Source organism: Thioclava sp. GXIMD4216 (assembly GCF_037949285.1).
GTDB classification, from domain to species: domain Bacteria; phylum Pseudomonadota; class Alphaproteobacteria; order Rhodobacterales; family Rhodobacteraceae; genus Thioclava; species Thioclava litoralis.
The window spans coordinates 2697054-2724041 of sequence record NZ_CP149926.1; the positions used below are offsets into that span (position 1 = coordinate 2697054).

The window sequence follows — 26988 nt, forward strand, 5'->3', positions numbered from 1 at the left end:
TCAATCCATCAAACCGTCTTCGTCCAGAAGGGTCACGCCCTCGCGGCTTTCGATCTCGATCACCCAAAGGTCGCGGTCAAAGCTGCGCTGTTTGCGGATCGAGGCATCAACATCGGCCTCCGGCCCCGCCACTAACGACATCCATTTGCGCGCACCGGTCATCAGATCAAAACTGCGCTGAAAAGCTTCGGCAGTGCCATCGAGGCGGGCGCATTTCACCAGCACCGCGCCCGAGGCATCATTGCCATGCGCTGTCACATAGGCCGGAATATTCGCAAGTTCGAGCCGTTTGAGATAGGCCTTCACCCAGAATTCCGCCGTCAGCATCAATCGCCGTCCTTGAAATCCAGACCCATCTCGGAATAGCGGTCACGCTCTTCCAGCCAGTTCGGACGCACCTTCACCTGCAAGAACAGATGCACGGTCTTGCCAAGGAATTCGCAAAGATCGGCGCGGGCCGCGGTGGATACGCCCTTGATCGTTTCGCCACCCTTGCCCAGCACGATGCCCTTATGGCCATCGCGCGCGACATAGATCACCTGATCGATACGGGTGGTGCCATCCTCGCGGTCGGTCCAGTGCTCGGTCTCGACGGTCAGCTGATAGGGCAGCTCCTCATGCAGACGCAGGGTCAGCTTCTCGCGGGTAATCTCGGCGGCGATCATGCGCATCGGCAGATCGGCGATCTGGTCTTCGGGATAGAGCCACGGACCGCTAGGCACCTCGCCTGCCAGCCATTCGCGCAGGTCTTCTACGCCATGACCGCGCTCGGCAGAGATCATGAAGGTCTTCACGAAGGGGAAAGCGTCGTTCAGCTTCTGGGTCAGCGCCAGAAGATCCTCGGATTTCACCTTATCGATCTTGTTGATCGCAAGTGCCACCGGCTGGTCGCCGCCGCGTTCCTTCAGCGCCTCGATGATCGCCTCGACACCGCCGGTCAAACCGCGATGGGCCTCAACCAGCAGAACCACCACATCGGCATCTGCGGCCCCACCCCAAGCGGCCTTCACCATCGCGCGGTCCAGACGACGGCGCGGGCGGAAGATACCGGGGGTATCCACGAAGACGATCTGGCTTTGGCCAGCCATCGCCACACCACGGATACGGGCGCGGGTGGTCTGCACCTTATGCGTGACGATCGACACTTTCGCGCCCACCATCCGGTTCAGCAGCGTCGATTTACCGGCATTGGGCTCGCCGATCAGGGCGACAAAGCCTGCGCGGGTCTCTTCGGTCATGCTTTTTTCTCCATCCGGTCGAGCAGGGCTCGGGCTGCGGCCTGTTCGGCCTGACGTTTTGCGCGGGCCTTGGCACGGGCGGTTTCGCCATTTTCAAGTTGCGCTTCGATCTCGAAGACAGGGGCATGGTCCGGCCCGTCGCGCGAGATGGTCACATATTTCGGCGGGGCAAGATGGCGGGCCTGCGCCCATTCCTGCAGGGATGTCTTGGCATCGCGGCTATCGGCATCCACGGATTCGACCCGCTCGCCCCAAAGGCGCAGCACCAGATCGCGGGCGACCTCGAAACCGGCATCCAGATAGACGGCGGCAATCACCGCCTCCATCGCATCGGCCAGAAGCGCCTCCTTGCGGCGGCCTCCGGTCATCATTTCCGACCGCCCCAGCTTCAGCACCGCCCCCAGATCGATTTCGCGCGCGACCTCGGCACAGGCTTCCTTGCGCACCAGTGCGTTGAAACGCGGCGCAAGCTGGCCTTCGGTCGCGGCCTTATCGGCAGAAAACAGCGCCTCGGCCATCGTCAGCCCCAAAACGCGGTCGCCCAGAAACTCGAGCCGCTGGTTATCGGGGCGGGTCTTGGTCGAGATCGACGCATGGGTCAATGCACGAATGATCAGCTCGGGCTTATCAAACTGATGCCCGAGCCTCTCCATGAAGTCTGTGATGTCGCTTGAGAGTTTCACTCGATTGCCTTGAAGAAACGATCCGGACGCCAGGTCCAGAAGAAGAAGAGCGACCGCCCTGCCGAAGAGAACATGATCCGGTCGGCACGGCCCACCAGATATTCTGCCGGCACGAAGCCCACGCCACCGGCGCGCAGCGGCACACGGCTGTCTTCGGAGTTGTCGCGGTTATCCCCCATGAAGAAATACTCGCCTTCGGGGACGGTGAAGACTTCGGTATTATCCAAGAAGCCCTGATCTGTGATATTGAGAATGTCATGGGTCACGCCATTGGGCAGCGTCTCGCGCTGGCGCTCTTTGACACAGGTGCCCCCCTGCCCGACCGGATCATTCGCGCAGCGCGGCACCAGACCTTGCGGGCCCTGCTGTTCCTTGATCTCGGTGAAATCGGGTGCATTCTCCAGTTTGACGGCCTTATCGTTGATATAGAGCACACCTTCGCGCACCTGGATACGGTCTCCCGGCAGGCCGATCACCCGCTTGATGAAATCGACCCCCTTGGTCGGATGACGGAACACCACCACATCGCCGCGCTTGGGATCATGCGCCAGAATGCGCCCCGAAATCGGGCAGGCCGCGAAGGGGCAGGAATAGCGCGAATAGCCATAGGCCATCTTGTTCACGAAAAGGAAATCGCCGATCAGTAGCGTATCCTTCATGGACCCCGACGGAATCCAGAACGGCTGGAAGAAGAGCGTGCGGAACACGCCCGCAATGAGCAGGGCCCAGAAAACCGTCTTGATCGTCTCGATGATACCGTTCTGGGACTTCGTCTTGTCTGCCATTCGGGGCTTGCTCCTTTGTGGGTTGCGCCCTTCCTTCGCGCGATGCGCGCGCGCTGTCAAGAAAGGCCAGCACCGGAAGGGGTGGAAAGAGGCCGTGCCTCGATCACAACAAAGGCTTGCGTCCAAGGATGATCATCCGTCAATGTCACATGGATCACTGCCTCGTGACCGGCAGGCGTGATCTGCAAAAGCCGTTCGGCGGCCCAGCCGGTCAGTTCCATCACGGGCTGGCCGGTGGTCAGGTTTGTCACCGCCATATCCTTCCACGAAATTCCCATGCGCAAGCCCGTGCCAAGCGCCTTGGAACAGGCCTCTTTCGCGGCCCAGCGTTTGGCATAGGTGCCCGCCACATCCGCCCGCGCATCGGCCTTGGCCTGCTCTACCGGCGTAAAAACGCGATTGCGGAACCGGTCCCCGAAACGGTCGAGCGTATTCTGGATACGCTCGATATTGGCCAGATCGCTGCCGATGCCGATAATCATGCCTTCGCCTGTCTCTTGGCCAGCTTCTGCGCCTTTTTCTCCATCGCTTTCAGATAGTTCTTCGCACTGGTGCTAAAGAAGAAGCGCGAGATGAGAACCACCAGCAGAAACGTCAGCCCGAAAATGATCGCCAGAAACAACGGCAGTTGCCCAGCAGAAACGCCCGCCTGTGCCCCGGGCAGGAAAAACCATGCCAGCGTGCCCAGCCCCAGTTCGACAAGCGCCACCAGAACGAAGGCCTTCAGTGCAAAACCCCACGCCTCGCCCGCACGGGGACTGCGCTGATATTTACGCGCAAAGCCCTGCCCCTCGACCATCGCGGCGACCAGGATCGGCACCGCACCGAAAGCCGCCCCCGAAAGCGGCACACCAGCCGTCCGAAGCACCGCAAGCAGCACCGAGGCCAGAACCGACACGCCCACAAAACAGGCAAGGTAACGTAGATAATTCATTGAATGATTTCCGCAAAAACTCGTTTATCCGCGCGCCGCATCCATCAGGTGGCGCATATGTTCAACGGCGGGACGTAGCCCGAGAAACACCGCTTCGGCAATAAGGAAATGACCGATATTCAGTTCGCGGATCTGCTTGATCGCGGCCACCGGCGAAACCGTGTCATAGGTCAGCCCGTGGCCAGCATGAACCTCCAGGCCCAGCTCGGCCGCATAGGCCGCCCCTGCCGCCAGCGCCTCCAGCTCGGCATCGCGTTCGTCAAAGCGGCCCGCGAAATGCATATCGCAGTAATGGCCCGTATGCAGCTCGATCACCTGCGCGCCGATGCGGGCCGAAGCCTCGATCTGGGCGGGTTCGTGGCCGATAAACATCGACACACGGATCCCCGCATCGACCAGCGGCTTCACATATTCCGTCAGCCGCGCCTGATCCGCGGCCACATCCAGCCCGCCCTCGGTGGTGACCTCTTCGCGCTTTTCGGGCACAATGCAGCAGGCATGCGGGATATGGCGCAGCGCGATCGCCTGCATCTCGGGTGTGGGGGCCATTTCGAAATTCAGCGGCGTGCTCAGTTCGGCCCGCAAAGCTTCGATATCACTGTCGCGGATGTGGCGACGGTCTTCGCGCAGATGTGCCGTAATCCCGTCGGCCCCCGCCGCTTCCGCCAGCTTCGCCGCCCGCACCGGGCTGGGATAGGACGATCCACGCGCGTTACGGATTGTAGCGACGTGATCGATATTCACGCCAAGACGTAGTTTCTTCGACATTTCAGGGCCAACCTTCAAGGCAATCATCCGGCACAGAGTATGGCGTGTCTATGCGCCAGATTGAACCCCAATCTGACATGGGCCGATCAGCCCTCGTGCTTGGCAGCCGTGTCATTCGTGCGCCCTGCGACACGCCGTTCACTGCGTTCGCGCGAGCGCGCCGCCAGTTTCGCACGCGCCTGCTCAAGGCGTTCTTTCAGCTTGGCGCGGCGGCGGTTCTGATAGGCCGAAATAAACGGCAGGGTGACGTAATACATGACCACCGCCGCAATCAGCCCCGGCAACAGCCCGCCAACCAGATAGGGCAGCCAGACATCGGAGAAAAACTGGTGCAACCCGCCCCATTCCGGTCGCGCAGGTGTAAACAGCGCCCAGAAGTTATGCACCAGATCATGGCCTGCCCTCGCGAAAACCTCGCCCAGCGTGCTGGCCGCCTGTGGATCGGGGGTCAGGATAGAGCCGCCCTGCCCCAAAGCCTGACGCGGACGGTCCTGCCCGAGAATCAGCCGCCCGAATTGCGTCGAGAAAACCGCGATGATCGGGAAGGTCAGAGGATTGCCGAAAAACGTCCCCAGAATGGAGGCGATCATATTGCCGCGCAGCAGCCACGCAATGGCAGCCGCCCCAAAGAAATGCAGCCCGAAAAACGGCGTAAACGAGATGAAAACACCTGCCGCAATCCCGCGGGCAATGCGCTGGGGACGGTCGGGAAGACGGTTTATGCGGTGCTTGACATACTGGAACGCACGGGACCATCCCGTGCGCGGCCACAAAGCATCCCGCGCGGCGATCAGGATCGGTTTTTTCTCACGCCGCTTGAACACGTCTGAAATACTTCCTTCTATCCGCAAGGAAACGCCCGATGCGGACACTCATGACCCCATGAACGCCTTCTTATAGGTAAGACGCAACCGCCAATCGTCACGGTTTGCGCGATAAATCGCGCCAACGTTCCACCTGTGCCACATCTGTTTCCGCTTCAAGCGCGGTCAACAGGCGGTGCAGATGTTCCATATCCCGCAACTCCACCTCTATAATCAAAGAGTAAAAGTCCGGTTTCCGATCAACAAAATTCAGATCGGAAATATTCGCCCTCTGCTGGCCAACCAGCGTGCAGATATGGCCAAGCACCCCTGCGTCATTGGAAATCGTGACCTTCAGCGAGGCCGTATAGACCGGCGGATGTTGCCCCCCCTGCCAATGCAGATCGACCCAGCGTTCGGGTTCGCTTTCAACATCTTCCAAAGCGGGGCAGTCGATCGAATGGATCACGACCCCGCGACCGCGATAGGTAATCCCCACGATCCGCTCGCCCGGCAGTGGCTGACAGCACCCCGCACGGGTAAAGCTCTGGTCGGCCCCGAGCCCGATCACGGCACGCGTCGGTTCGACCGTTTCTTCACGACGGTGCACAAGCTCGGGATAGAGCACGCCAATCACATCGCCCGAGGCAATCTCGGCCGAACCCAGACGGGCCAGAACCTCGGTCTCGTCGGTCAGCCCGAGCGACCGTGCCGCCGTGCGCAGCGCCTTATCGGTGACTTTACGACCGACATGTTCAAAGGCCACACGCGCAAGCTCGGCCCCCAGTTTGACAAAGCGTGTCCGGTCTTCCTCGCGCAGCGACTTGCGGATAGCCGCACGCGCCCGACCGGTGCCCACGATATCTAGCCACGTCGCCTGAGGCCGTTGCCCCGAAGCGGTAATCACCTGAACGGACTGACCATTTTTGAGCCTTGTCCAGAGCGGCACACGGATACCATCCACCTTCGCCCCGACGCAGGAATTGCCGATCCGCGTGTGGATCGCATAGGCAAAATCGATCGGCGTCGCCCCTTTGGGCAGCTTCACGACATCGCCTTTGGGCGTGAAACAGAAGACCTGATCGGAATACATCTCGAGTTTGACATTCTCGAGGAATTCCTCGTGATCCCCCTCCCCGAAGCGTTCGGTCAGCGTGGTGATCCATTGTGCCGGATCAACCGCGAAGGGGTTCGAGGACCGCTCGCCATCCTTATAGGCCCAATGCGCGGCCACCCCCGATTCGGCGACCTCATGCATCTGGCGGGTGCGGATCTGCACCTCGACGCGCTTGCCATCACGGCCCGACACCGTGGTATGGATCGAGCGGTAGCCGTTGGTTTTCGGCTGGCTGATGTAATCCTTGAACCGGCCCGGAACGGCGCGCCAGCGGTGGTGGATCAGCCCCAGCACACGGTAGCATTCGGCCTCGGTCTTGGTGATCACGCGGAACCCGTAGATGTCGGACAGGCGCGAGAAGGCCAGCTGCTTCTCTTCCATCTTGCGCCAGATGGAATAGGGACGCTTGGCCCGACCGAACACATCGGCGTCAATCTTGGCCTCTTCCAGCAGCAGACGGATATCGCCCGAGATCTTGGGGATCACATCCCCCGTCTCTTTCTGCAGCCCGACAAAGCGGCGGATGATCGAGGTGCGCGCCTCGGGGTTGAGCACCTTGAAGGCCAGATCCTCCAGCTCCTCGCGCATCCACTGCATCCCCATGCGGCCCGCAAGCGGCGCATAGATCTCCATGGTTTCGCGGGCTTTCTGGGCCTGCTTTTCCGGCTTCATCGACTTGATCGTGCGCATGTTATGCAGACGGTCCGCCAGCTTCACCAGAATAACCCGCAGATCCTTCGACATCGCCATAAACAGCTTGCGGAAATTTTCCGCCTGTTTGGTCTCGGAAGAAGACAGTTGCAGGTTGGTCAGCTTGGTCACACCATCGACCAGCTCGGCGATAGGTTCCCCGAAAAGCCCCGCGACCTCGGCATAGGAGGCACGGGTGTCTTCGATCGTGTCATGCAAAAGCGCCGTGACAATCGTCGCATCATCCAGACGCATCTCGGTCAGGATCGCGGCAACGGCGACAGGATGCGTGAAATAGGGCTCGCCCGAGCGGCGGAACTGCCCTTCATGCATCTTCAGCCCGTAAGCATAAGCGTTACGGATCAACCCGTCATCGGTATGCGGGTTGTAGTTGCGAACGAGCGCGATCAGGTCTTCGACTTCGATCATTGACGCCCGTTCCGCATACCATTCAACAGATCAGATTATTCGCGGCCCTGCGCTTCCATCAGCGCGCGCAGCATCCGCTCTTCGTTCATGTCGTCATCAGCCGGCTTGTCGGCAGAGGCGGGCTCGCCTGCCATAAGCTGGGCCATCTGATCGTCTTCGGGTTCATCGACTTCGATCTGGGTCTGGTTCGCCTCGATAAGACGTTCGCGCAGATCGTCTGCGGATTGGGTCTCATCCGCGATTTCACGCAGCGCACAAACCGGATTTTTGTCGTTGTCACGATCAACCGTCAGGGCAGAACCGGCGGCGATCTCGCGTGCACGATGGGCAGCAAGCATCACCAGTTCGAAACGGTTCGGGACTTTGTCAACGCAATCTTCAACCGTCACGCGGGCCATATGTCACTCCAGTCGGATCTCGGGGAATGTCTGAACCGCCTACATAGGGACAAACAGCACGGTTGACAAGCGCTCATTCGCGCAGATCGTCGGCCACAAGCGGGGAAAGCTCGGCAATTTGTGATTCTGGAAGCGCCTCGACAAGCTGTTCCAGTGTCTGTCCGGTCAGCGGATGCACCCAGTTCGGGACGATCTCCCGCATGGGAATCAGCACGAATCCCCGATCCTCAAGCCTCGGATGCGGCAGAATCAACTGCTCCGGAGTGGCTTTTTGCTGCTCTTCGAAGGGCAAATCCCGCCAGTGACGCAACGTCACCTCGGACGGATGAATGATGTTACCGCAATCAATCAGGTCGATATCGATCACCCGCGGCATCCAGCGCCCGTGCCGCACACGGCCAAGACCGCTTTCGATTTCATGCAGTAAATACAATATGTCAGTAGGACTGCCGGAAGCGCGGAACAGTCCACAGGCGTTGACAAAATCCGGCCCGCTGCCCGCCGGATAGGCCGCCGACCGATAAAAGCGAGACATCGCCACGGGACGAAATGACGCAACGCAGAGCCGTTTGAAGGCTTCCCTGATTGCATCAGATGGGCTACCCAAAGTGGATGTCATATTGGCCCCGAAGGCGATGATAATCGTGTTACTATCCATTTAGACAGATACCCATGACCGAGCTGCATTGCTATCTGAGATCGGTATCACTCGCGTCGAATAATGAGTAGGGAAGTTTTGGGCATCCGGCCCCACTTTGGATGCCCGTGTTGTAGCGAGTGTGAAATAGAAAGGATTTTGATTTCATGTTCTACAAAGACGAACGGCTTGCGCTGTTCATTGACGGCTCGAACCTCTACGCAGCGGCAAAGTCGCTCGGGTTCGATATCGACTACAAGCTGTTGCGTCAGGAATTTGAACGCCGCGGCAAGCTTGTTCGGGCCTTCTATTATACCGCGCTGCTCGAGAACGAAGAATATTCCCCGATCCGTCCGCTGGTCGACTGGCTGCATTACAACGGGTATGCGATGGTCACCAAGCCGGCCAAGGAATACACCGATTCCATGGGCCGTCGGAAGGTGAAGGGCAACATGGATATCGAACTGGCCGTCAATGCGATGGAGCTTGCTCCGCGTCTTGATCACGCGGTCCTGTTCTCCGGCGATGGCGATTTCCGGCCCCTGGTCGAGGCGCTGCAACGCCAAGGCGTGCGCGTATCGGTCGTGTCCACGATCCGCTCGCAGCCGCCGATGATCGCGGACGAACTGCGCCGCCAAGCCGACAATTTCATCGAGCTTGACGCCCTGCGTGACGTCGTTGGCCGTCCCCCGCGCGACCCGCGCGAAGAAGACTCAAACTGATCCGTTTTATCACTCACGGAACCGGTTCGACGGGCGAGACATTTCACTGTCATCGCCCGTTTTGCTTTTCGGGCCCAACGATTACCCTTTCGAGGGTCACACCATGCCTGCGACGGAGCCCCTATGTTCGACCTATCCGCCTCCCTGACCGGCCTGTTCTTCTCCGGACTTCTGGCGGCCACTCCGATCCCCGCGCAATCCGAAATCGTGTTTGTGGCAATGCAGACCGCGCAGGCGGCACCTATCGGATTAATGATCCTGATCGCAGGGATCGGCAACACGCTCGGCGCCCTGATCACCTATTACATAGGGCGGCAGGTCAACCGCTGGCGTGACCGCAAATGGTTTCCCGCCAGCCAGAAGCAGCTTGACCGCGGCCATCGCTGGTTCGACCGTTGGGGCCTATGGATCCTGTTTCTTAGCTGGGCCCCGGGTGGAGACCTGATCTGCCTGATCGCAGGCATCCTGCGGATGTCGCTCTGGCTTTATCTGCCCATCGTCTTTCTGGCAAAAACCGGCCGCTATGCCGCCGTGGCGTGGATCACCGCGCAAGCCATGCAGATCGTCAACTAAACGATACGCGCTTCAAGACGGGGATAAAGCGCCCCGAGGCTGAGCGCACGCAGCAGGTTCAGCACCATCAATGCCGCCCAGAGGCCATGATTGCCCCAAAGCGGCACCATCAGGAACAGCGCCGCCACATAAACGGCAACAGAGACAATCATCGCATTCCGCATGGCACGGGTCTGTGTGGCCCCGATAAAAATGCCATCCAGAATATAGCTGCCGAAGCTGGCCAGCGGCATGACCATCATCCACGGCAGATAGTGTTTTGCGAGCGCACGCACCTCTTCGGCCCGCGCCATCAGATTGATGATCTGCGGTCCGAGCAGGGCAAAGACCACCCCCAGAAGGACGGCGAAACCAAAGCTCCAGAGCCCGTTCAGCCAACCTGCCCGTCGTAGCCGCGCCACCGACCCCGCCCCGACGGCCTGCCCCACAAGGCTTTCTGCCGCGAAGGCAAAACCGTCCAGCGCGAAAGAGGTGATCTGCAGGAATTGCAGCAGCACCTGATTGGCCGCCAGAGCCACATCCCCGCGCCCCGCCGAAATGAACAGGAAGGTGGTGAAACTGGCCTGCAGCAGAACCGAGCGGATCATGATATCGGTATTGACCCGCACCAGCCGTCCCAGTTCGGCACGGTCAAACAGACGGCCCAACGCACAGGCTGCGGGAAGGAAGGCTGCGCGCGCAAACCACAGACCCAGCCCCGCGCCCAATATCTCGGAGATCAGGCTGGCCGTGGCCACGCCCTTGATCCCCCAGCCCAGCCCCAGAACAAACGCCAGATCCAGCACCACATTGAGCGCGTTCATCACAATCTGAATCATAAGAACGGTGCGCGTGCGTTCTAGTGCGATCAACCAGCCGATCAGCCCGTAAAGCCCGATTGTCGCAGGCGCGCCCCAGATGCGGATCGACAGGTAGGTGCGGGCAAGGCTTTCGACCTCGGCGCTGGCCGGTGCAAGGCGGAACGCCAGATCGAACAGCGCCTGCTGCCCGATCCAGAGCCCGCCCCCCGCAACAAGCGCCAGCAACAGCGCCCGCAGAAGACCGGCTGCGGTTTCCACCGCATCCCCCCGCCCATGCGCCTGCGCCACAAGCCCTGTCGTACCCATGCGCAAAAACCCGAAGATCCAGTAGAGCGACGACAGGATCACCGCCCCCACCCCCACGGCACCGATGGGCGCGGCCTGCCCGATCTGCCCGACAACCGCCGTATCCACGAGGCCCAGCAAAGGCACCGTCACATTGGAAATCACCACCGGAACGGCGATGGACAAGACACGGCGGTTGGTGATGGGCGAAGCCGGCATGGGCAGGCTCCTTTTAGCCGGCCAGATCAGCCGGTTCGGGCATCAGGAAATGTCCCGTCGCCTGCGCGATAGGCCGCAAGCGGTTGTCCTGCCAAGCTTCGACAAACACACTGGCATACCGCCGCCCCGAACGGGTGATCTTGGCGCGTGCATAGGCGTCGCGCGGCAGGCCCGGACGCAGATAATCCATCGTGATATCGATGGTCTTCGGCGTGGGGGGCAGCCCGTCCAGCGCCACTTTTCCGGTTTCGAAATCCGGCCAGAGGGTGGACCAGCTTAGACCGACAATCGCGGTAATCTCCATGAAGGCCGCCGTTGCCCCGCCATGCAGCGCTGGCACCGACGCATCGCCGATCAGGCTTTCCTTGAACGGCAGGATCGCGGTCAGCTCGTCGCCACGACGGTCGAATTCCACCCCGAGGAAGTTGATATAGGGGATCGCCGCCACCAGTTGCCGCAGCGCCTCGTCGCGCCGTTTCTTGATGACCTGCACAGGTTCCGGAGACAGACGGGTTTTCATGCTTTGGCCTCCTCGGGCAGATAGACGGTAAAGGCGGCCGTGGCCTGCGCCACCGGCACACCGCCCGACGCGTCGCTTTCATCATGCGCCACGGCCCGCACGAAGGCGATGCTGCGCGAGATATGATAGACCTCTGCAGAGGCAACAATGCTCTGTCCCGGCTTGGCCGGACGCATATAGTCGATCCGCAGATCCAGCGTTGCGGTGCTTCGGGGCTGCGAGGGATGCGCCATGACAGCCGTGGCACAGCAGGTGTCCATCAACACCGAAACAGCCCCGCCATGAATGACGCCGGTTTCGGGATCTCCTATCAACTTTTCGTTATATGGCAAGACCATACGGGCCTTACCCGAGGACACATCGACGACTTTCATATTCAAAGATCGGCAATGCGGCAGGCCTTCCAAAAACGATTTCATCAGAAAACTGTCGTTTTTCGTGTCATTTGTTAGATTATTTGTGGTGTTCACGTGCTAACTCCGACTTTCTACGCTAACACTATCTGCCTGCCGTCACCGCAGCACAAGTGCCGCACCAAACGAATTCCCGCATTGATTGCGGTTGAAATACTGGCCATTGCTGTTAGCGTATCGCCGAAAAGAAGAATGGTAAGGCGAATGCTCAACCTAAAGGAAATGTGCGCAAAGTTCGAAGTCACCCCTCGGACCCTGCGATATTACGAATATATCGAATTGCTCGCCCCCACACGTGAGGGGCGAAAACGTTTTTATGGCCCAAGAGAAATCGCGCGGATGACGATCATTCTGCGCGGCAAAAGATTTGGCTTTTCTCTGGAGGAACTCCGCCAGTGGCTGGAGATCTACGACACCGAGGGCACGGAAGAACAATTACGCGTGTTTTTGGACCTGTCGGAACGGCAATTAGCCACATTAGAGAAACAACGCGCCGAATTGGACAAAACTATATCGGAATTGCGCAACTTGCGCGAACAAGCGCTTGCCATGAGCCAGTAACATATAAGCAACTTGATCTTTTACGCTTGGGAATGCATATCGCGGATAGGTGGTTTGTCCGTATCTACCCCTTTTAAAAAGCCTTTCATGTATACCTACTACCGATCTTGTCGGGCATTGTTGCGCTGCACCACCAGCGCTGCTTTTGAAATATCGAGTATCGCATAGGTGGAAATTCATCTGCTGCCTGTGCATTAACTGTGTGAGGCACGGATGGAAAATGAAGTGATGACGATCCGCGAGATGTGCGACGCCTTCGAGGTGACCCCGCGCACATTGCGGTTCTACGAAAGTAAGGAACTCCTGTTCCCGATAAGAGAGGGTCAAAAGCGACTGTTCACCCGCCGCGACCGCGCGCGACTCAAGCTGATCTTGCGCGGCAAACGGTTCGGGTTCAGTCTCGAAGATATCCGCCAGCTTCTGGATCTTTACAGCGTTGGCGATAATCAGGTGACGCAGCTGACCGAAACGCTCAAACTGGCGCGCAACCGGCTTGAAGAAATGCAGCAGCAACGCGACGATCTTGTAACCGCTATTGACGAGCTGAGTGCAGAGATCGAGTCAGGGGAAAACCGGCTTGAGGCGCGTCGCGCCGAAAGTTCGGCCGCCTGACCATTCATGCAATCCCTTTCGTAACCCATTCCGACAAACGGCCACCTTTTCATGGCAGCCTGTTCTCAGGGGGGCTTTGGCCAATCCACTCTTGGCAAAAACTCAGCCCCCCTGTTGTCGTTCTTCCAGCGCTTCAAAATCCCGCCATATTCTGCCTCTAGAAGGGAGAAAACCGCAGGATCTCCATGCCCAAACGTCTCCGACTGACCCGCCGCTTTCCCGTTGCCATGACCAATGACGCCTATCGCCGCCTGCAGCGATTTGCGCAGGACGCGGAGCTGTCGCAAGACGAGGCCCTGACCTTCCTCTTCGAGAATTTCAGCTCGGTCTTTCGTGACGACAATCTTGCCGCGCGCCTGAGCCTGTTCAAGGCCGAACTGGCAGATCGCAAAGCGTGACCTTCGCGGCATTCGGGCGCATACTGGACCCGTTCCAGCAGGCCAGAGGATGCCATGACCGCAAAGCTCTATTGTTTCGGGGAATCCGGAAACGCCTATAAAGCCGCATTGACGATGACCCTTTCCGGTTTCGACTGGGAACCGGTCTATGTGGATTTCTTCAACGGCGAGACCCGTCGCCCCGAATTTCGCGCCCTGAACGAGATGGGCGAATGCCCCGTACTCGATCTGGAAGGCGAAATTCTGGCACAATCGGGGGTGATGCAGCTCCGCATTGCCGAACAGACCGGACGCTTCGGCGGCGAAAACCGCGACGAGGTGCTGCGCTGGCTGTTCTGGGATAACCACAAAGGCTCCAGCCAGTTCGGGGCGCTGCGCTTTATGATGCATTTCCTTCCGGCAGAAAAACGCCCGCATGCGGCCATCGACTGGCTGTCGGGGCGGGTGCAGGCCGCGCTTCAGACGCTGGAAACCCATCTGTCCAAATCGGACTGGCTGGTGGGCGGCAGCGCCTCCATCGCGGATTTCGCGTGCTGCGCCTATCTCTATTACCCCGAGGGCTTCGGCTATAGCGCCCAGACCCACCCCGCAATCGCGCGCTGGCTGGACCGGATCCGCGCCCTGCCCGGCTGGGCGCATCCCTATGACATGATGCCCGGATCTCCGGCAGACCGGCTGTAAGACGGCGGGGCGGTGCCGGGTGTCAGGCCAGAAGCGCGGATTGCTCGTCCGCCTCCTTCAGCGCATCGACCACGGCGCGCGCCGCCAGCACCGGCAGCGAGATGTAGGACGGCAGGCTGTCCCCGATCATCTGCTCCAGCCCGATCTTGGACAGCCCCCCACAATGCACAAGCCCCGCCCCGTTGACATAGATCACCTCGTCATCGGCAAATTGCACCGTATAGACCGACAGCCTCTGGGCGCTTTGCGCGGCACTGATGCCGCGATAGCCCTCTAGTGCGGCAGCAGGCACCAGCACGAAAGGGTCGCCAAACGCCTCTTCGGCCAGATCGCTTTCAATCATCACATGCTGGTCGGGTTGCAGCACCATCGGATTATGATTGCCCAGAGCCGCCACCGGAACATGCATGACATGCCCGTGATCCGGACAGTCCGCCCCCCCTGCCAGAGACAGCCCCCGCGCGATCTTGCGCACCGGGCGATAGCCGTGATCGAAGGTCATGACCGCATCTCCGGCCTGCAGGGATTCCACCGTGCGCCAGCCCAGCTCTGTCAGGATCAGCGTTCCGGCACAGATGCCTTCGGTTCTGCCATCCTGCGGCACCGGCACCATCTGTCGCAGACTGGGGCGGGTGTCGATGCCAGACCGCAGCACAGAGCTTTTCTCATTCCGACGCGCTTTCAAGCCAAACACAACCATCTCCATCGCAAGACCGCCCCGACCAAGAGGGAGCCAGCCCAGTTCACCCTGCCGTGATGGAAAATCAGGGGCGCAATTAAGGTTAATTAAGGGCAGCGACAGTGTCAGATTATGCCAACCGCCCGCCTGCCACTTGCCCGCGACCGGCATGTGGCTAATCCTCGAAGCGATAGCCGAAGCGCGCGATATCCGCCGCGCAGACCTGCCCGACCAATTCGGCCAGCGCGCTGTCGTAATAGCTGCGGTAATCGCGTCGCCGCCGCGAGGAATTGGCCACGGGCAACGGGCTGAGGGCAAATCCCAGATGCGCCTCCAGAGGGGCAATATCCTCGGCAAGATGCTCGAGCCGCAGAAATGCCCGACAACAGACCTCGCCATCCGGCAACTGCATATAGCTTGTATAGGGATGCGCGGACAGGCTGCGCTGGATATGCGGCAAGGACAGGAAACTGCGGAAATCATGCTGCTGCGCCGATTGCACCGCCGGATGCGCGAACGCCTGATCCTGTAGCCAGTGGTAATAGCTCACCAGCCGGTCCCACGGATTGCGCACCAGCGTGAAGGTGAAATAGCTGTGCGCCTGCTGCGCTGTATAAAGGCCGATCCCGTCCGCCAGCGTCGTATGTTTCCACTTGCGGCCCGCAGTGGAGATACCGGCAAGACGTTTGCGCCGCCTCTGCGCTTTGGGCGTATCCCCCAGCATCAGATCCTGCGCCATCGCCCGCGCCTCAAGCGCCAAGGCCAGCGCCGTGCCGCCGGTCTTGGGGATATGCACGAAAATATAGCGGCGGCCATGTGAAACGATCATCCCTGCATAATGGCGCAAACTGCCCCCTGCCAGCAATCGGATTTCCATCCGCCCGCCCAAGACGGTTCGAACACAGCCCAGAGCTGCATTCGATTGACCCTGCATCCCTTTCGTTTATCTTCGGACAAAATGACAAAAACAGAAACGTAGCAGATGGTTTCCCTACCGAAATATGATCGCCTGGAGGCCACTGGCCGCTGGATGCAAACCTCCGATGCGCCCGCGCAAGAAGTCGTGGTGTCCTTCGGGCGTGCCTCGATCGTACTTTCGGATATCAAGGACTCCCGCTTTATCGCGCATTGGTCCCTGCCCGCTGTGGTCCGGCTCAACCCCGGCAAGCGCCCTGCCCTTTACGCGCCCACCGAAGACACCGAAGAGCGGCTGGAGATTGACGACGACACATTGGTCGAGGCCATCGAGCGGGTGCATCATGTGATTGCCTCGCGCATGCCCCATCCCGGACGGCTGCGGGGGATCTTGTATGTCACGCTGGCGGTTGCAGTGGTTGGGGCGGCGGTGTTCTGGCTGCCAAGCGCCCTGATCAGCCATGCCGCAGGTGTGGCTCCGGCCCCGACCCGCCACGAGATCGGCCAGCATATCCTGCGCGATCTGGTCCGCAAAACGGGGGCACCCTGCGGCGGTGAGGCAGGCAATGACGCGCTGCGCCGCCTGAGCGCGCGCATTCCGGGTGTTTCGGGCATTGCCGTTCTGCCCAAAGGCATCAACGGGGTGCGATGGTTGCCGGGTGGTATCGTCGTGATGGGGCAGGATATGCTCAACAATTATGACACACCCGAAGTGGCGGTAGGCTCTGTGCTGGCCGCGAAGGTCTATGCACAGGAACATGATCCGCTGCGCAGCCTGCTGGACTGGGCGGGCATTCGTGCCGCCTTCCGCCTGCTGACCACGGGAGCTCTGGATAAGGATGACCTCACCGGATATGACGGAGTGATCCTTGAGCAGTCGCAACCCTTGCCCCAGATCCCTCCGCTTCTGAAAGAATTCGAAAGCGTCGGCGTCTCTTCGACCCCCTATGCCTATGCGGTTGACCCTTCGGGCGAGAAGGTCCTGCCATTGATCGAAGCCGATCCGTTCAAGGGCGCGCCCGCACCGGCGCCCCTTCTGGAGGACGGCCAATGGGTCGCGTTGCAGGACATCTGCACCACCGAGTAACCCTGACCGCGTCCCCCTGATCGCGTCCCCCTGACCGGGCCTCTCCGCCATAAAAGAAGCCGGCCCTTCTCCGGACCGGCTCTGGACGTCCTGAAACGGGTGTCCGGTGCCTAGCGGATATAGGCGTCGGCAAAGCCCGCGCGGCGCGCCGTTCCCAAAGCCCCCGCAAGGGCCGCCCTGTCGAAGGGTCCGGCATAGACCACAACCAGACCTTTGGCCGTCCGGCTGGCCGCCACCGGCAGACCACGCGCGCGCAGGCGGGCCTTGGCAGCCTCGGCATTCGAGGCCTCGGCATAGGTGCCCACCTGAACGAACCGGCCCGACGGCGCCACCGCCCGCGAAGAGGCGGGTGCAGAGGCCTGCGCAGACGGCGATTTCGACGAGACCGAGACCTGAACCGTCTGCGCGGGCACGGCAGCCCCACTTACGGGATAGCGGATCAGCTTGGCAGGCACGGAATCGTCCCAAAGCTGCTGCATCTGCGCGTCCCCGCTGCGACTGCGCGGCCCACGGAACGGGTTCAGGCGTCCATCATCGAAGGCCGGCGCGTAGCCGTTGGAATTGGACGTTGCAATGGCCACCGGCGCAAGGCTGACAGGCGCATTGGGCGTTTTCACATAGACTTCCCGCGGGATGGCATAGGGCGAGCTGGCCGCATAGGCCTGCTGTGGCGAGACCGTCACGGGTGCCGCCACAGGCATCGCCGCAGGCAGTCGGGTGACGTTATGGTTGACCCTGGCCCGACCATTGCCTGCCACCGAAACTGGCGCCGGCGCCACACCGCCTGCCACATAGGGTGACTGGTAGCCGCCCGTCGACGCGGCGGGCCGGATCGTCAGATTGCCGATATTGGCGGTATTGATAAACGCCGCCGGATCCTGTGCAGGCGCACCGCACCGTAGGACACTGCGCCCGTCGCTCAGACGGTAGCGCGTCGCCTGTGCGGGGCGATTGGGGCAGTTCGTCGCCTGACCGGACAGAATTTCGGTGCTGGCAATCGTCACAGCCGCGGCCGCTCCCTCCACCATATAGGGCGAGACATAGCCCTGCGCCGCCACTGCCGTGCTTGGCGCGACCGGTGCGACCGGCATCGCCACAGGGGCCGTGCGCACGGCACCGGCTGTCGGAATGGTCTGGACCTTGGCCGCCGACAGGCCGATTTTCGGCGGCGTCGTGGTCAGGGCGATGGTCCGCATCGGAGCGCCGGTCAAAGCCCGATGCAGCGCATTCCCGTCGGAATAGCCTGCAAGCGCATCGGCTTTCGGGCTGGGTTTGGGGGCCGCGGCAACAACGCTGGCCTTGGGCGGGACAGGCGCGACAGGGGCTGCGGGCGCGCTCGGGGCTTCCGGCACGGATTTGGCGATATCCAGTACCTTCTCGCTGCCACCGAATGTGGGTTTGTAATTGCATACCGGCGTACGGTCACGGTTGACCCGCGGCACCCAGCGCACCGCATTGCCAAAGCCCCCCCGCACGAAGACACAGCCCTGACTGTCCACATATTGCCGCCCCTTGAACGAGGCAGGCGGCAGTTCCGAAGGGGCGCCATCCTGTGCGAAAGCGGCTCCGGTTGTCCCCAGAACCGCAAGGATCAGAGTGCTCGTTAACCAGCGGCCCATACGCATATACCATCCCCGGAATAGAAGTTACCTAAAGATGAATCAGGACGCGCCGCAAGTAAAGCACCCAAATGGCTTATTTGGTGCCAAAGATACGGTCACCCGCATCCCCTAGCCCCGGCACGATATAGCCATGATCGTTCAGGCACTCGTCCAGCGCGGCTGTGACAATCGGCACGTCGGGATGGGCCTCTTTCATCCGCGCAACCCCTTCGGGGGCGGCCAGAAGGCACAGGAAAATGATGTTTTTCGCGCCCTTTTTCTTGACCAGATCGATAGCGGCCACCGAGGAATTCCCCGTGGCCAGCATCGGATCGACCACGATGGTCATCCGCTCTTCCAGAAGATTGGGCAGCTTCGAGTAATATTCCACCGGCTGTAGCGTTTCGGGGTCGCGATACATGCCCACAAAACCCACACGCGCGGCGGGGATCAGTTCGAGGATGCCATCCAGCAGCCCGTTGCCTGCCCGCAGGATCGACACAAGCGCCAGCTTCTTGCCCTCGAGGATCGGGGCCTCCATCGGCTGCAGCGGTGTCTGGATGGTGACCGAGGTCAGTTCCAGATCGCGCGTGACCTCATAGGCCAGAAGCAGGCTGATCTCGCGCAGGAGCTGGCGAAAGGATGCGGTCGAGGTGTCGACCTTCCGCATGAGCGTCAGCTTGTGTTTGACAAGCGGATGATCAACGATGGTGAGATGCTGGCCCATTGGCCTCTCCTTCTTATGGTGTTCCCTGTGGATGATATCGGCGGCCCAGCGTGCGGCTACAGCACGGCCTTCAGGCCGGTTTGAGTTAGAAAACTCCGCCCCGCCCCTTGCGCAGGAACGCCCAGATGCGCGGCAAGCGTGGCGGCCACGTCGACAAAGGCCAACTGTCCCAGCCGTGCCGCCCCCAGACCGGCGGCCAGCACCGGCACCCGTTCGCGGGTGTGGTCCGTGCCGGCCCATGTCGGATCATTGCCATGATCGGCGGTGAAAATCGCCAGATCACCTGGACGCAGCGTCTTGAGAAAACGCGCGACCCCCTGGTCGAACCATTCCAGCGCACGCGCATAGCCCGACACATTGCGGCGATGCCCCCAAAGGCTGTCAAACTCGACGAAATTGGCAAAGGTCAGGCTGCCGTCTTCGGCCTCCGCCCCCAGCCGCAGGAGATGCTCCATCAGATCGGCATCCCCCTTGCCCTTATGCAGATGGGTAATGCCGCGATGGCTGAAGATATCGCCGATCTTGCCGATGGCATGGGTCACGCGCCCTGCCTCATAGGCCCAGTCCAGAAGCGTGGGCGCGGGCGGTTCGATCGCGAAATCACGCCGGTTCGGGGTCCGGAGGAACTGCCCGTTCTCGCCCGTGAAGGGGCGCGCGATGACCCGCCCGATTTTCATCGCATGCAGGCGGGGGGCGATGTCCTGACACAGCTGCAACAGCCGGTCGAGCCCGAAATGCGTCTCATGCGCGGCGATCTGGAACACGCTATCCACGGATGTATAGCAAATCGGCCAGCCGCTGCGGATATGCGCATCCCCCAATTCCTCGATGATATTGGTCCCCGAGGCATGGCAGTTTCCCAAAAGACCGTCCGTGCCCGCAGCCTGCGCCACGAATGCGACCAGATCGGGGGGAAAGCTGTTCTGCCTGTCGGGGAAATATCCCCAGTCCCACGGCACGGGCACACCGGCAAGCTCCCAATGGCCCGAGGGCGTATCCTTGCCCTTCGAGACCTCGTTGGCCGCCCCCCACGCCCCTTCTGGCACCGCCTCCAGCCCCGGCGTCGCCGCGCCCGAGGCCAGACGCACCGCCGCCCCGAGCCCCAAGCGGTCCAGCGCGGGCATATGCAGAAAACCGCTGCGCCCCTCTTCGGCACGGCCCTCGGCGCAGGCCTGCGCGATATGGGCCACGGTATTGGCACCCGTATCGGGCCGACCGTCATTGAAGAAGGACGCGGCATCGCGTGCTCCGCCAATGCCGACACTGTCCATGACAATCAGAAACGCACGTGACATCAGACGATCCTCTCATGGATCAGGGGCGGCTCTTCGGGCGCGCCCTCCGCAAGGTGATAGGCCGCCTGCACACGGGCAATCGCACGCTCGGCGGCCTCGGCATTCAGGGCATGGACCATCGCCAGCGGCTCGTTCGGTTCGCGGTCCTCGCCGATCATTGCAAGACTGGACAGCCCGACACCGGGATTGATCCTGTCACCGGCGCGCAACCGCCCACCGCCCAGATGCACCACGACCTCGCCCAAGGCCCGTGTGTCGATCGCTGCCACATATCCACGCCTCGGCGCGGGCACGGGGCGCATGACAGGCACGGAGGGCAGACGGTCGAGATAATGCTCGACAAAATCAATCGGCCCGCCAAGCCCTGCCACCATCCGGCCGAATACCTCTGCCGCACGCCCGCTTTCCAGCGCCTGATCAATCCGCGCCGCGCCATCCTCGGCGGTGCGGGCAAGCCCCGCAAGCATCAGCGCCTCGCCCCCGAGCGCCGAGACCACATCCCAGAGCGCCTCGTTGACCTGCGAGCCGGTCAGGGTCTGCATGACTTCGATGATCTCGAGCGCGTTGCCCGCCGCAAAACAGAGCGGCTGGTTCATATCGGTGATCAGCGCCGAGGTCTTGCACCCTGCCCCATTGGCCGTATCCACCAAGGCCCGCGCCAGCGCCACGGCCTGATCCTGCCCCGCCATAAACGCCCCCGAGCCGGTCTTCACATCCAGCACCAGCGCATCCAGACCCACCGCAAGTTTCTTCGACAGGATCGAGGCTGTGATCAGATCGATACTCTCCACAGTTCCGGAAATATCGCGGATCGCGTAAAGCCGCTTGTCGGCGGGGGCGATCCGGTCATTGGCCCCCACGATGGCACAGCCCACTGCGGCCACCAGATCGCGGAAGCTTTCCTCGTCGGGATTGACGCTATAGCCCGGAATGGCTTCCAGCTTGTCCAGCGTGCCCCCCGTATGGCCCAGCCCCCGCCCCGAGATCATCGGCACATAGGCCCCGCAGGCCGCCAGTGCGGGCGCCAAGAGCAGCGAGGTGCAATCGCCCACGCCACCGGTCGAATGTTTGTCCACCACCGGCCCGCCCAGATCCCAGCGCATGACCTTGCCACTGTCGCGCATTGCCTCGGTCAGCGCCACGCGCCCTGCCTCCCCGACCCCGCGACACAACACCGCCATCGCGAAGGCTCCGGCCTGCGCATCCCCGACCGACCCATCGACCAGCCCGCGCGTGAACCACTCGGCCATTTCCACGCTCAGACCCTCGCCATCGCGAACGGCCTCGATCACCCGCCGCGCATCCATCAGGCGTTGTCCATATGGCTCTTGTCGAATTGGCCCGGCAGCAGTTCGCCAATCGTGGTCCGCAGTTCTTTGCCGGACAGGGTCGCAAGCGTGACAGGTGTGGTCATGCTGCCGAATTCGGCCAGTTTCTGACGACAGCCGCCACAGGGCGGCACCGGTGTCGGGCTGTCGGCGATTACCGCAACCTCGGCCAGTTCCGTCTCGCCTGCCGCGATCATGGCCGCAATCGCGCCCGCCTCGGCGCAGGTGCCTTCGGGATAGGCGACATTCTCGACATTCGCCCCAACATAAACGGCCCCCGAGACCGAGCGGATTGCCGCCCCGACCTTAAATCTGGAATAGGGAGCATAGGCATTTTCCCGGACATTACGGGCAGCATCAAGGAGCGACATGGTATAATCTCCGGCTCAGGCAGGCATCGTTCAAGGGCATCGTTTCACGGAGTCTGCGCCGAGCGTGGCAGCGATGCAAGGGCTGGCGTTTCGGCCCGCATCTTCCCCCTGCACCCTCCCCCTAGGCCATCACGCGACGCACAGCGAAGTGATAGACAGCCGAGTATAAGCCCGACAAAGGAGCATTGCAGCCATTTCCACCGCAAAAGAAATAGTTTAATACCAAACCAACTCTCATCGGAGGCAAGAATGGAAGACATCCGGTCCGACAAGCCGCGCCATCCGGCGCTCGACTATCACGAATTCCCCAAACCCGGTAAGCTGGAGATCCGCGCGACCAAGCCGATGGCGAACGGTCGCGACCTCAGCCGCGCCTATAGCCCCGGCGTGGCAGAGGCCTGCCTTGAAATCAAGGCCGAACCGCGTGACGCCGCCCGTTATACCGCACGCGGCAACCTCGTGGCGGTGGTCTCGAACGGCACCGCCGTGCTGGGGTTGGGCAATATCGGGGCGCTTGCCTCGAAACCGGTGATGGAAGGCAAGGCCGTCCTGTTCAAGAAATTCGCCAATATCGACTGTTTCGATATCGAACTGAACGAATCCGATCCCGAGAAACTGGCCGATATCGTCTGCGCGATGGAGCCCACCTTCGGCGCGATCAACCTTGAAGACATCAAGGCCCCCGACTGTTTCATCGTCGAAAAAATCTGCCGCGAGCGGATGAATATTCCGGTCTTCCACGACGACCAGCACGGCACGGCGATCGTGGTCGGGGCTGCCGTGACCAACGCGCTGAAAATTGCGGGCAAGAAATTCGAAGACATCAAGATCGTCTCGACCGGCGGCGGTGCAGCGGGGATCGCCTGCCTGAACATGCTGCTCAAGCTTGGCGTGAAGCGAGAGAATGTCTGGCTCTGCGACCTGAACGGGCTGGTCTATGAAGGCCGTCAGGAAGACATGAACCCGCATAAGGCGGCCTATGCGCAGGCCTCCGATCTGCGCACACTGGATCAGGTGATCGACGGGGCGGATCTGTTCCTTGGGCTTTCCGGTCCGGGCGTTCTCAAGGCCGAAATGGTCAGCCGCATGACCAAGCAGCCGATCATCCTTGCGCTGGCCAACCCGACCCCCGAGATCATGCCCGAAGAGGTGCGCGACGTGGCGCCCGATGCGATCATGGCCACGGGCCGGTCGGATTATCCCAATCAGGTCAATAACGTGCTCTGTTTCCCCTTCATCTTCCGCGGTGCGCTGGATGTGGGGGCGACCGAGATCAATGACGCGATGAAGATCGCCTGCGTCGAAGGCATCGCGGAACTGGCGCGCATCACCACCTCTGCCGAGGCGGCAGCCGCCTATCAGGGAGAAAAACTGACCTTCGGGCCGGATTACCTGATCCCGAAACCGTTCGATCCGCGCCTGATGGGGATCGTCGCCACCGCCGTGGCCGGTGCCGCGATGGAAACCGGCGTCGCCGAGCGCCCGCTGCCCGACATCAAAGCCTATAAGCAAAAGCTCGACGGGTCGGTCTTCAAATCCGCCCTGCTGATGCGTCCGGTCTTCGAGGCCGCCGCACAGGCCTCGCGCCGGATCGTCTTTGCCGAGGGCGAGGACGAGCGCGTGCTGCGCGCCGCTCAGGCGATGATCGAGGAAACCACCGATACGCCGATCCTGATCGGGCGTCCGGATGTGATGCAGATGCGCTGCGAGCGCGCAGGGCTGACGCTGGATCTCAACCAGACCGAGATCGTGAACCCCGAAAACGACCCGCGTTACCGCGATTACTGGGGCACCTATCACGATATCATGGCACGACGCGGCATCACCCCCGATCTGGCACGGGCCATCATGCGCACCAATACCACCGCGATTGCGGGGGTGATGGTGCATCGCAACGAAGCCGACTCGATGATCTGCGGCACCTTCGGCCAGTTCGGCTGGCACCTGAAATATGTGCGCGAGATTCTGGCGCGCGGGGGGCTGCATCCGGTCGGGGCGTTGTCGCTGATGATCCTCGAGGACGAGCCGCTGTTCATTGCCGACACCCATGTGCACCACATGCCGACGCCGATGCAAATCATGGAAACCGCGATTGGCGCGGCCCGTCACGTGCGGCGCTTCGGTCTGGAGCCCAAGATCGCCCTGTGCTCGCATAGCCAGTTCGGCAATCTCGACACCGACTCGGGGCAGCGCATGCGCGAGGCGATGAACCTGCTGGAAGCGCGCGAAGTGGACTTCTGCTTCGAAGGCGAAATGCATGTGGATGCGGCACTGGACGAAACCGTCCGTGACCGCCTTCTGCCCGGTTCGCGGCTGAAAGGCTCGGCGAATATTCTGGTCTTCGCCAATACCGATGCCGCATCGGGTGTGCGCAACATCCTTAAAATGAAAGCGAATGGCCTTGAAGTCGGCCCGCTTCTGATGGGGATGGGCAACAAGGCCCATATCGTCACGCCATCCATCACCACGCGCGGCCTGTTGAACATGTCGGCCATCGCGGGAACACCGGTGGCGCATTACAGCTAGGCACCTTGTCAAGCCAGACCATAGAGCGGGGTGTCGCAAGACTCCCCGCTTATTTTTTGCCAGATTTTTGCAAACTTATTCAAATTCTGCGATTAAACCCTACCGCGAGGCTGCATTTGCAAACTATTGCCCCGTTGATGCGCTGAAATATGCAAATTTTTTCGGCATTCCGGCAGCTTCAGCGGTAACAATATTGCCCGATTTCATTCCTCACCCTAACAAAGACTAAGGTAGGAGGAGGAAATCATGAACTACAAAGATGTCTATGACGGCTGGAAAGCGAATCCGGATGCGTTCTGGATGCAGGCCGCTCAGGCAATCGATTGGGACAAACGCCCCAGCAAAGCACTTTTTGACGAGAAAGCTCCGATTTACGAGTGGTTCAACGACGGCATGGTGAACACCTGCTGGAACGCGGTCGACCGCCATGTCGAAGCCGGTCGGGGAGACCAGATTGCGATCCAGCATGAAAGCCCGATCACCCATTCCACCAAAGGCATTACCTATAAAGAACTCCAGAACCGCGTCGCGTCACTTGCCGGCGCGCTGCGCATGCGTGGTGTCGAAAAGGGCGACCGCGTCATCATCTATATGCCGATGATCCCCGAAGCCCTTGTGGCGATGCTGGCGGTGGCCCGTCTGGGCGCGATCCACTCGGTCGTGTTTGGCGGGTTTGCCGCCAACGAACTGGCCGTCCGGATTGATGACTGCACCCCCAAGGCGATCATCGCGGCAAGTTGCGGCCTCGAACCCAATCGCGTGGTCCATTACAAACCGCTTCTGGATCAGGCGATCGAGCAGGCGACCCATAAGCCGGAATTCTGTGTCATCTTGCAACGCGAACAAGAGGTCGCCAAGCTGATCGAAGGGCGCGATTTCAACTGGCACGGTTTCCAGTATGGTGCCAAACCGGCGGAATGCGTTCCGGTGGAGGGCAACCACCCCGCCTATATCCTTTATACCTCCGGCACGACCGGCCAACCCAAAGGGGTTATCCGTGCAACGGGCGGCCATCTTGTCGCCCTGCAATGGACGATGAAAAACATCTACAACATCGAAGCAGGCGACCGTTTCTGGGCGGCGTCCGATGTGGGCTGGGTCGTGGGCCACAGCTATATCTGCTACGGGCCGCTTCTGGCGGGCGCCACCACGGTGGTCTTCGAGGGCAAGCCGGTGGGCACCCCGCATCCGGGCGTATTCTGGCGCATCATCCAGAACCAGCGTATTAAGAGCTTCTTCACCGCCCCGACGGCCTTGCGGGCCATTCGCCGCGAAGACCCCGATGGGGAATGGATCCGCCGCTACAAACTGCATGACCTGCAAGCCCTGTTCCTTGCGGGCGAACGTGCCGATCCGGCCACGGTGGAATGGGCGCAGAAACATCTTGGCGTGCCGGTGGTCGATCACTGGTGGCAGACCGAAACCGGCTGGGCGATTGCCGCGAATCCGATCGGGATCGAGACCCTGCCGACCAAACTGGGCAGCCCCTCGGTCCCGATGCCGGGCTATGACATCCATATTCTGGATGACGAGGGCAACCCGCTGCCGCAAGGCGAGCTGGGCGCGATCGCAATCAAGCTGCCGCTGCCGCCCGGAACATTGCCCACGCTTTGGAATGCCGAAGAACGTTTCCGCAAGAGCTATCTGGACCACTTCCCCGGCTATTACGAAACCGGCGATGCGGGCTATATCGACGAGGACGGCTATGTCTATATCATGGCGCGCACGGATGACGTGATCAACGTGGCGGGCCACCGTTTGTCCACCGGTGCGATGGAAGAGGTTCTGGCCTCCCATCCCGACGTGGCGGAATGTGCGGTGGTCGGGGTATCGGATGCGCTGAAGGGCCAGATGCCGCTGGGCTTTTTGTGCCTGAACGCGGGGTGCACGCGCCCCCATGGCGAGATCATCCGCGAATGTCTCGGTCTGGTGCGGGACAAGATCGGCCCCGTTGCCGCCTTCAAGACCGCCTGCGTGGTGGACCGGCTGCCGAAGACGCGCTCCGGCAAGATCTTGCGGGCCACGATGGTCAAGATTGCCGATGGCATGCCCTATAATGTGCCTGCCACCATCGACGACCCTTCGGTGCTGACCGAAATTGCCGAGGCGCTGCACGTCTTGGGGCTGCCGAAATCGGCCTGATACGGACAAACCGGCTTTGGCGCGCCCTGCGCCAAAGCCCCTCGCCTTGGC

General features: G+C 61.2%; 30 protein-coding genes. 9 read left to right on the forward strand and 21 right to left on the reverse strand.

From position 1 onward, the window contains the following. From WDB88_RS13200 to folK, 11 genes are all read right to left on the reverse strand, one after another. Positions 1–327 carry a DUF1491 family protein gene (locus WDB88_RS13200; RefSeq protein WP_339108133.1) on the reverse strand — a complete coding sequence of 109 codons (327 nt, stop codon included), beginning with the start codon at positions 325–327 and terminating at the stop codon, positions 1–3. After that, positions 327–1238, reverse strand: a complete 912-nt coding sequence (gene era / locus WDB88_RS13205; protein WP_339108134.1) for a GTPase Era — start codon at positions 1236–1238, stop codon at positions 327–329. The genes WDB88_RS13200 and era overlap by 1 nt, the downstream gene beginning before the upstream one ends. Continuing rightward, on the reverse strand, positions 1235–1921 hold the full coding sequence (gene rnc / locus WDB88_RS13210; RefSeq protein ID WP_339108135.1) for a ribonuclease III: 687 nt from the start codon (positions 1919–1921) through the stop codon (positions 1235–1237). The genes era and rnc overlap by 4 nt, the downstream gene beginning before the upstream one ends. Beyond that, positions 1918–2706, reverse strand: a complete 789-nt coding sequence (gene lepB / locus WDB88_RS13215; RefSeq protein ID WP_339108136.1) for a signal peptidase I — start codon at positions 2704–2706, stop codon at positions 1918–1920. The genes rnc and lepB overlap by 4 nt, the downstream gene beginning before the upstream one ends. A gap of 56 nt (positions 2707–2762) precedes the next feature. Further along, entirely contained in the window at positions 2763–3188 is a 426-nt protein-coding gene (gene acpS / locus WDB88_RS13220) for a holo-ACP synthase (protein ID WP_339108137.1), read from the reverse strand. Beyond that, on the reverse strand, positions 3185–3640 hold the full coding sequence (locus WDB88_RS13225) for an ABZJ_00895 family protein (RefSeq protein ID WP_339108138.1): 456 nt from the start codon (positions 3638–3640) through the stop codon (positions 3185–3187). Before WDB88_RS13225 ends, acpS begins: the two co-directional genes overlap by 4 nt. Before the next feature lie 24 nt (positions 3641–3664). Beyond that, positions 3665–4408, reverse strand: coding sequence for a pyridoxine 5'-phosphate synthase (locus WDB88_RS13230; protein WP_339108139.1), 744 nt, complete (start codon positions 4406–4408; stop codon positions 3665–3667). Positions 4409–4494: 86 nt separating this feature from the next. Beyond that, positions 4495–5232: a DUF2062 domain-containing protein gene (locus WDB88_RS13235; RefSeq protein WP_339108140.1), complete on the reverse strand. Its 738-nt coding sequence runs from the start codon at positions 5230–5232 to the stop codon at positions 4495–4497. Between the two features lie 97 nt (positions 5233–5329). After that, positions 5330–7447, reverse strand: coding sequence for a bifunctional (p)ppGpp synthetase/guanosine-3',5'-bis(diphosphate) 3'-pyrophosphohydrolase (locus tag WDB88_RS13240; RefSeq protein ID WP_339108141.1), 2118 nt, complete (start codon positions 7445–7447; stop codon positions 5330–5332). Between the two features lie 35 nt (positions 7448–7482). Further along, positions 7483–7845, reverse strand: coding sequence for a DNA-directed RNA polymerase subunit omega (gene rpoZ / locus WDB88_RS13245; protein WP_339108142.1), 363 nt, complete (start codon positions 7843–7845; stop codon positions 7483–7485). A gap of 73 nt (positions 7846–7918) precedes the next feature. Then, positions 7919–8503 (reverse strand): 2-amino-4-hydroxy-6-hydroxymethyldihydropteridine diphosphokinase, encoded by a 585-nt coding sequence (folK, locus tag WDB88_RS13250; protein WP_339108143.1) that lies wholly within the window; start codon positions 8501–8503, stop codon positions 7919–7921. 146 nt (positions 8504–8649) lie between these two features. On the opposite strand from folK, the gene WDB88_RS13255 reads away from it, so the two are divergent. Then, a complete protein-coding gene (locus tag WDB88_RS13255) occupies positions 8650–9204 on the forward strand; it encodes an NYN domain-containing protein (RefSeq protein WP_339108144.1) in 555 nt (184 codons plus the stop codon). A 123-nt stretch (positions 9205–9327) separates the two neighbouring features. Then, positions 9328–9777: a YqaA family protein gene (locus WDB88_RS13260; RefSeq protein ID WP_339108145.1), complete on the forward strand. Its 450-nt coding sequence runs from the start codon at positions 9328–9330 to the stop codon at positions 9775–9777. Here WDB88_RS13260 and WDB88_RS13265 read toward each other — a convergent pair. From WDB88_RS13265 to WDB88_RS13275, 3 genes are read right to left on the reverse strand one after another with little or no spacing between them, the layout of a single operon-like run. After that, a complete protein-coding gene (locus WDB88_RS13265; RefSeq protein WP_339108146.1) occupies positions 9774–11081 on the reverse strand; it encodes an MATE family efflux transporter in 1308 nt (435 codons plus the stop codon). The genes WDB88_RS13260 and WDB88_RS13265 overlap by 4 nt on opposite strands. Before the next feature lie 13 nt (positions 11082–11094). Next, positions 11095–11601: a PaaI family thioesterase gene (locus WDB88_RS13270; protein ID WP_339108147.1), complete on the reverse strand. Its 507-nt coding sequence runs from the start codon at positions 11599–11601 to the stop codon at positions 11095–11097. Further along, a complete protein-coding gene (locus WDB88_RS13275) occupies positions 11598–11975 on the reverse strand; it encodes a PaaI family thioesterase (RefSeq protein WP_339108148.1) in 378 nt (125 codons plus the stop codon). Before WDB88_RS13275 ends, WDB88_RS13270 begins: the two co-directional genes overlap by 4 nt. Positions 11976–12206: 231 nt before the next feature. On the opposite strand from WDB88_RS13275, the gene WDB88_RS13280 reads away from it, so the two are divergent. The 4 genes from WDB88_RS13280 (at position 12207) to WDB88_RS13295 (ending at position 14266) form a co-directional block, all read left to right on the forward strand. Then, on the forward strand, positions 12207–12575 hold the full coding sequence (locus WDB88_RS13280; RefSeq protein ID WP_339109540.1) for a MerR family DNA-binding transcriptional regulator: 369 nt from the start codon (positions 12207–12209) through the stop codon (positions 12573–12575). Positions 12576–12788: 213 nt separating this feature from the next. Then, positions 12789–13187 carry a MerR family DNA-binding transcriptional regulator gene (locus WDB88_RS13285; RefSeq protein ID WP_339108149.1) on the forward strand — a complete coding sequence of 133 codons (399 nt, stop codon included), beginning with the start codon at positions 12789–12791 and terminating at the stop codon, positions 13185–13187. Positions 13188–13372: 185 nt separating this feature from the next. Beyond that, on the forward strand, positions 13373–13585 hold the full coding sequence (locus tag WDB88_RS13290) for a hypothetical protein (protein WP_339108150.1): 213 nt from the start codon (positions 13373–13375) through the stop codon (positions 13583–13585). A gap of 54 nt (positions 13586–13639) precedes the next feature. Further along, positions 13640–14266 carry a glutathione S-transferase gene (locus WDB88_RS13295; protein WP_339108151.1) on the forward strand — a complete coding sequence of 209 codons (627 nt, stop codon included), beginning with the start codon at positions 13640–13642 and terminating at the stop codon, positions 14264–14266. 22 nt (positions 14267–14288) lie between these two features. On the opposite strand, the gene WDB88_RS13300 is transcribed toward WDB88_RS13295, so the two are convergent. Together WDB88_RS13300 and WDB88_RS13305 are read right to left on the reverse strand one after the other, a co-directional pair. Then, positions 14289–14921 carry a Hint domain-containing protein gene (locus WDB88_RS13300; protein WP_339108152.1) on the reverse strand — a complete coding sequence of 211 codons (633 nt, stop codon included), beginning with the start codon at positions 14919–14921 and terminating at the stop codon, positions 14289–14291. A gap of 199 nt (positions 14922–15120) precedes the next feature. Then, positions 15121–15774: a sulfotransferase family 2 domain-containing protein gene (locus WDB88_RS13305; protein WP_339109541.1), complete on the reverse strand. Its 654-nt coding sequence runs from the start codon at positions 15772–15774 to the stop codon at positions 15121–15123. 153 nt (positions 15775–15927) lie between these two features. Between WDB88_RS13305 and WDB88_RS13310 the strand changes: the two genes are divergently transcribed. Then, a complete protein-coding gene (locus WDB88_RS13310; RefSeq protein WP_339108153.1) occupies positions 15928–16947 on the forward strand; it encodes a hypothetical protein in 1020 nt (339 codons plus the stop codon). Positions 16948–17057: 110 nt separating this feature from the next. Here WDB88_RS13310 and WDB88_RS13315 read toward each other — a convergent pair whose 3' ends face one another. The 5 genes from WDB88_RS13315 to WDB88_RS13335 all read right to left on the reverse strand — a co-directional run bounded on the left by WDB88_RS13315 (position 17058) and on the right by WDB88_RS13335 (position 22269). Next, positions 17058–18572: an SPOR domain-containing protein gene (locus WDB88_RS13315; RefSeq protein WP_339108154.1), complete on the reverse strand. Its 1515-nt coding sequence runs from the start codon at positions 18570–18572 to the stop codon at positions 17058–17060. A 70-nt stretch (positions 18573–18642) separates the two neighbouring features. Next, positions 18643–19275: a uracil phosphoribosyltransferase gene (upp, locus tag WDB88_RS13320; RefSeq protein WP_339108155.1), complete on the reverse strand. Its 633-nt coding sequence runs from the start codon at positions 19273–19275 to the stop codon at positions 18643–18645. A 56-nt stretch (positions 19276–19331) separates the two neighbouring features. Next, positions 19332–20570, reverse strand: a complete 1239-nt coding sequence (locus WDB88_RS13325) for a phosphopentomutase (protein WP_339108156.1) — start codon at positions 20568–20570, stop codon at positions 19332–19334. Beyond that, complete coding sequence (locus tag WDB88_RS13330) at positions 20570–21877, reverse strand: thymidine phosphorylase (RefSeq protein WP_339108157.1); 1308 nt, start codon at positions 21875–21877, stop codon at positions 20570–20572. Before WDB88_RS13330 ends, WDB88_RS13325 begins: the two co-directional genes overlap by 1 nt. Next, on the reverse strand, positions 21877–22269 hold the full coding sequence (locus WDB88_RS13335; protein ID WP_339108158.1) for a cytidine deaminase: 393 nt from the start codon (positions 22267–22269) through the stop codon (positions 21877–21879). Before WDB88_RS13335 ends, WDB88_RS13330 begins: the two co-directional genes overlap by 1 nt. Positions 22270–22518: 249 nt before the next feature. Between WDB88_RS13335 and WDB88_RS13340 the strand changes: the two genes are divergently transcribed. Continuing rightward, complete coding sequence (locus tag WDB88_RS13340; RefSeq protein WP_339108159.1) at positions 22519–24795, forward strand: NADP-dependent malic enzyme; 2277 nt, start codon at positions 22519–22521, stop codon at positions 24793–24795. Positions 24796–25041: 246 nt separating this feature from the next. Next, entirely contained in the window at positions 25042–26937 is a 1896-nt protein-coding gene (locus WDB88_RS13345) for a propionyl-CoA synthetase (protein ID WP_339108160.1), read from the forward strand. Positions 26938–26988: the final 51 nt, after the last annotated feature.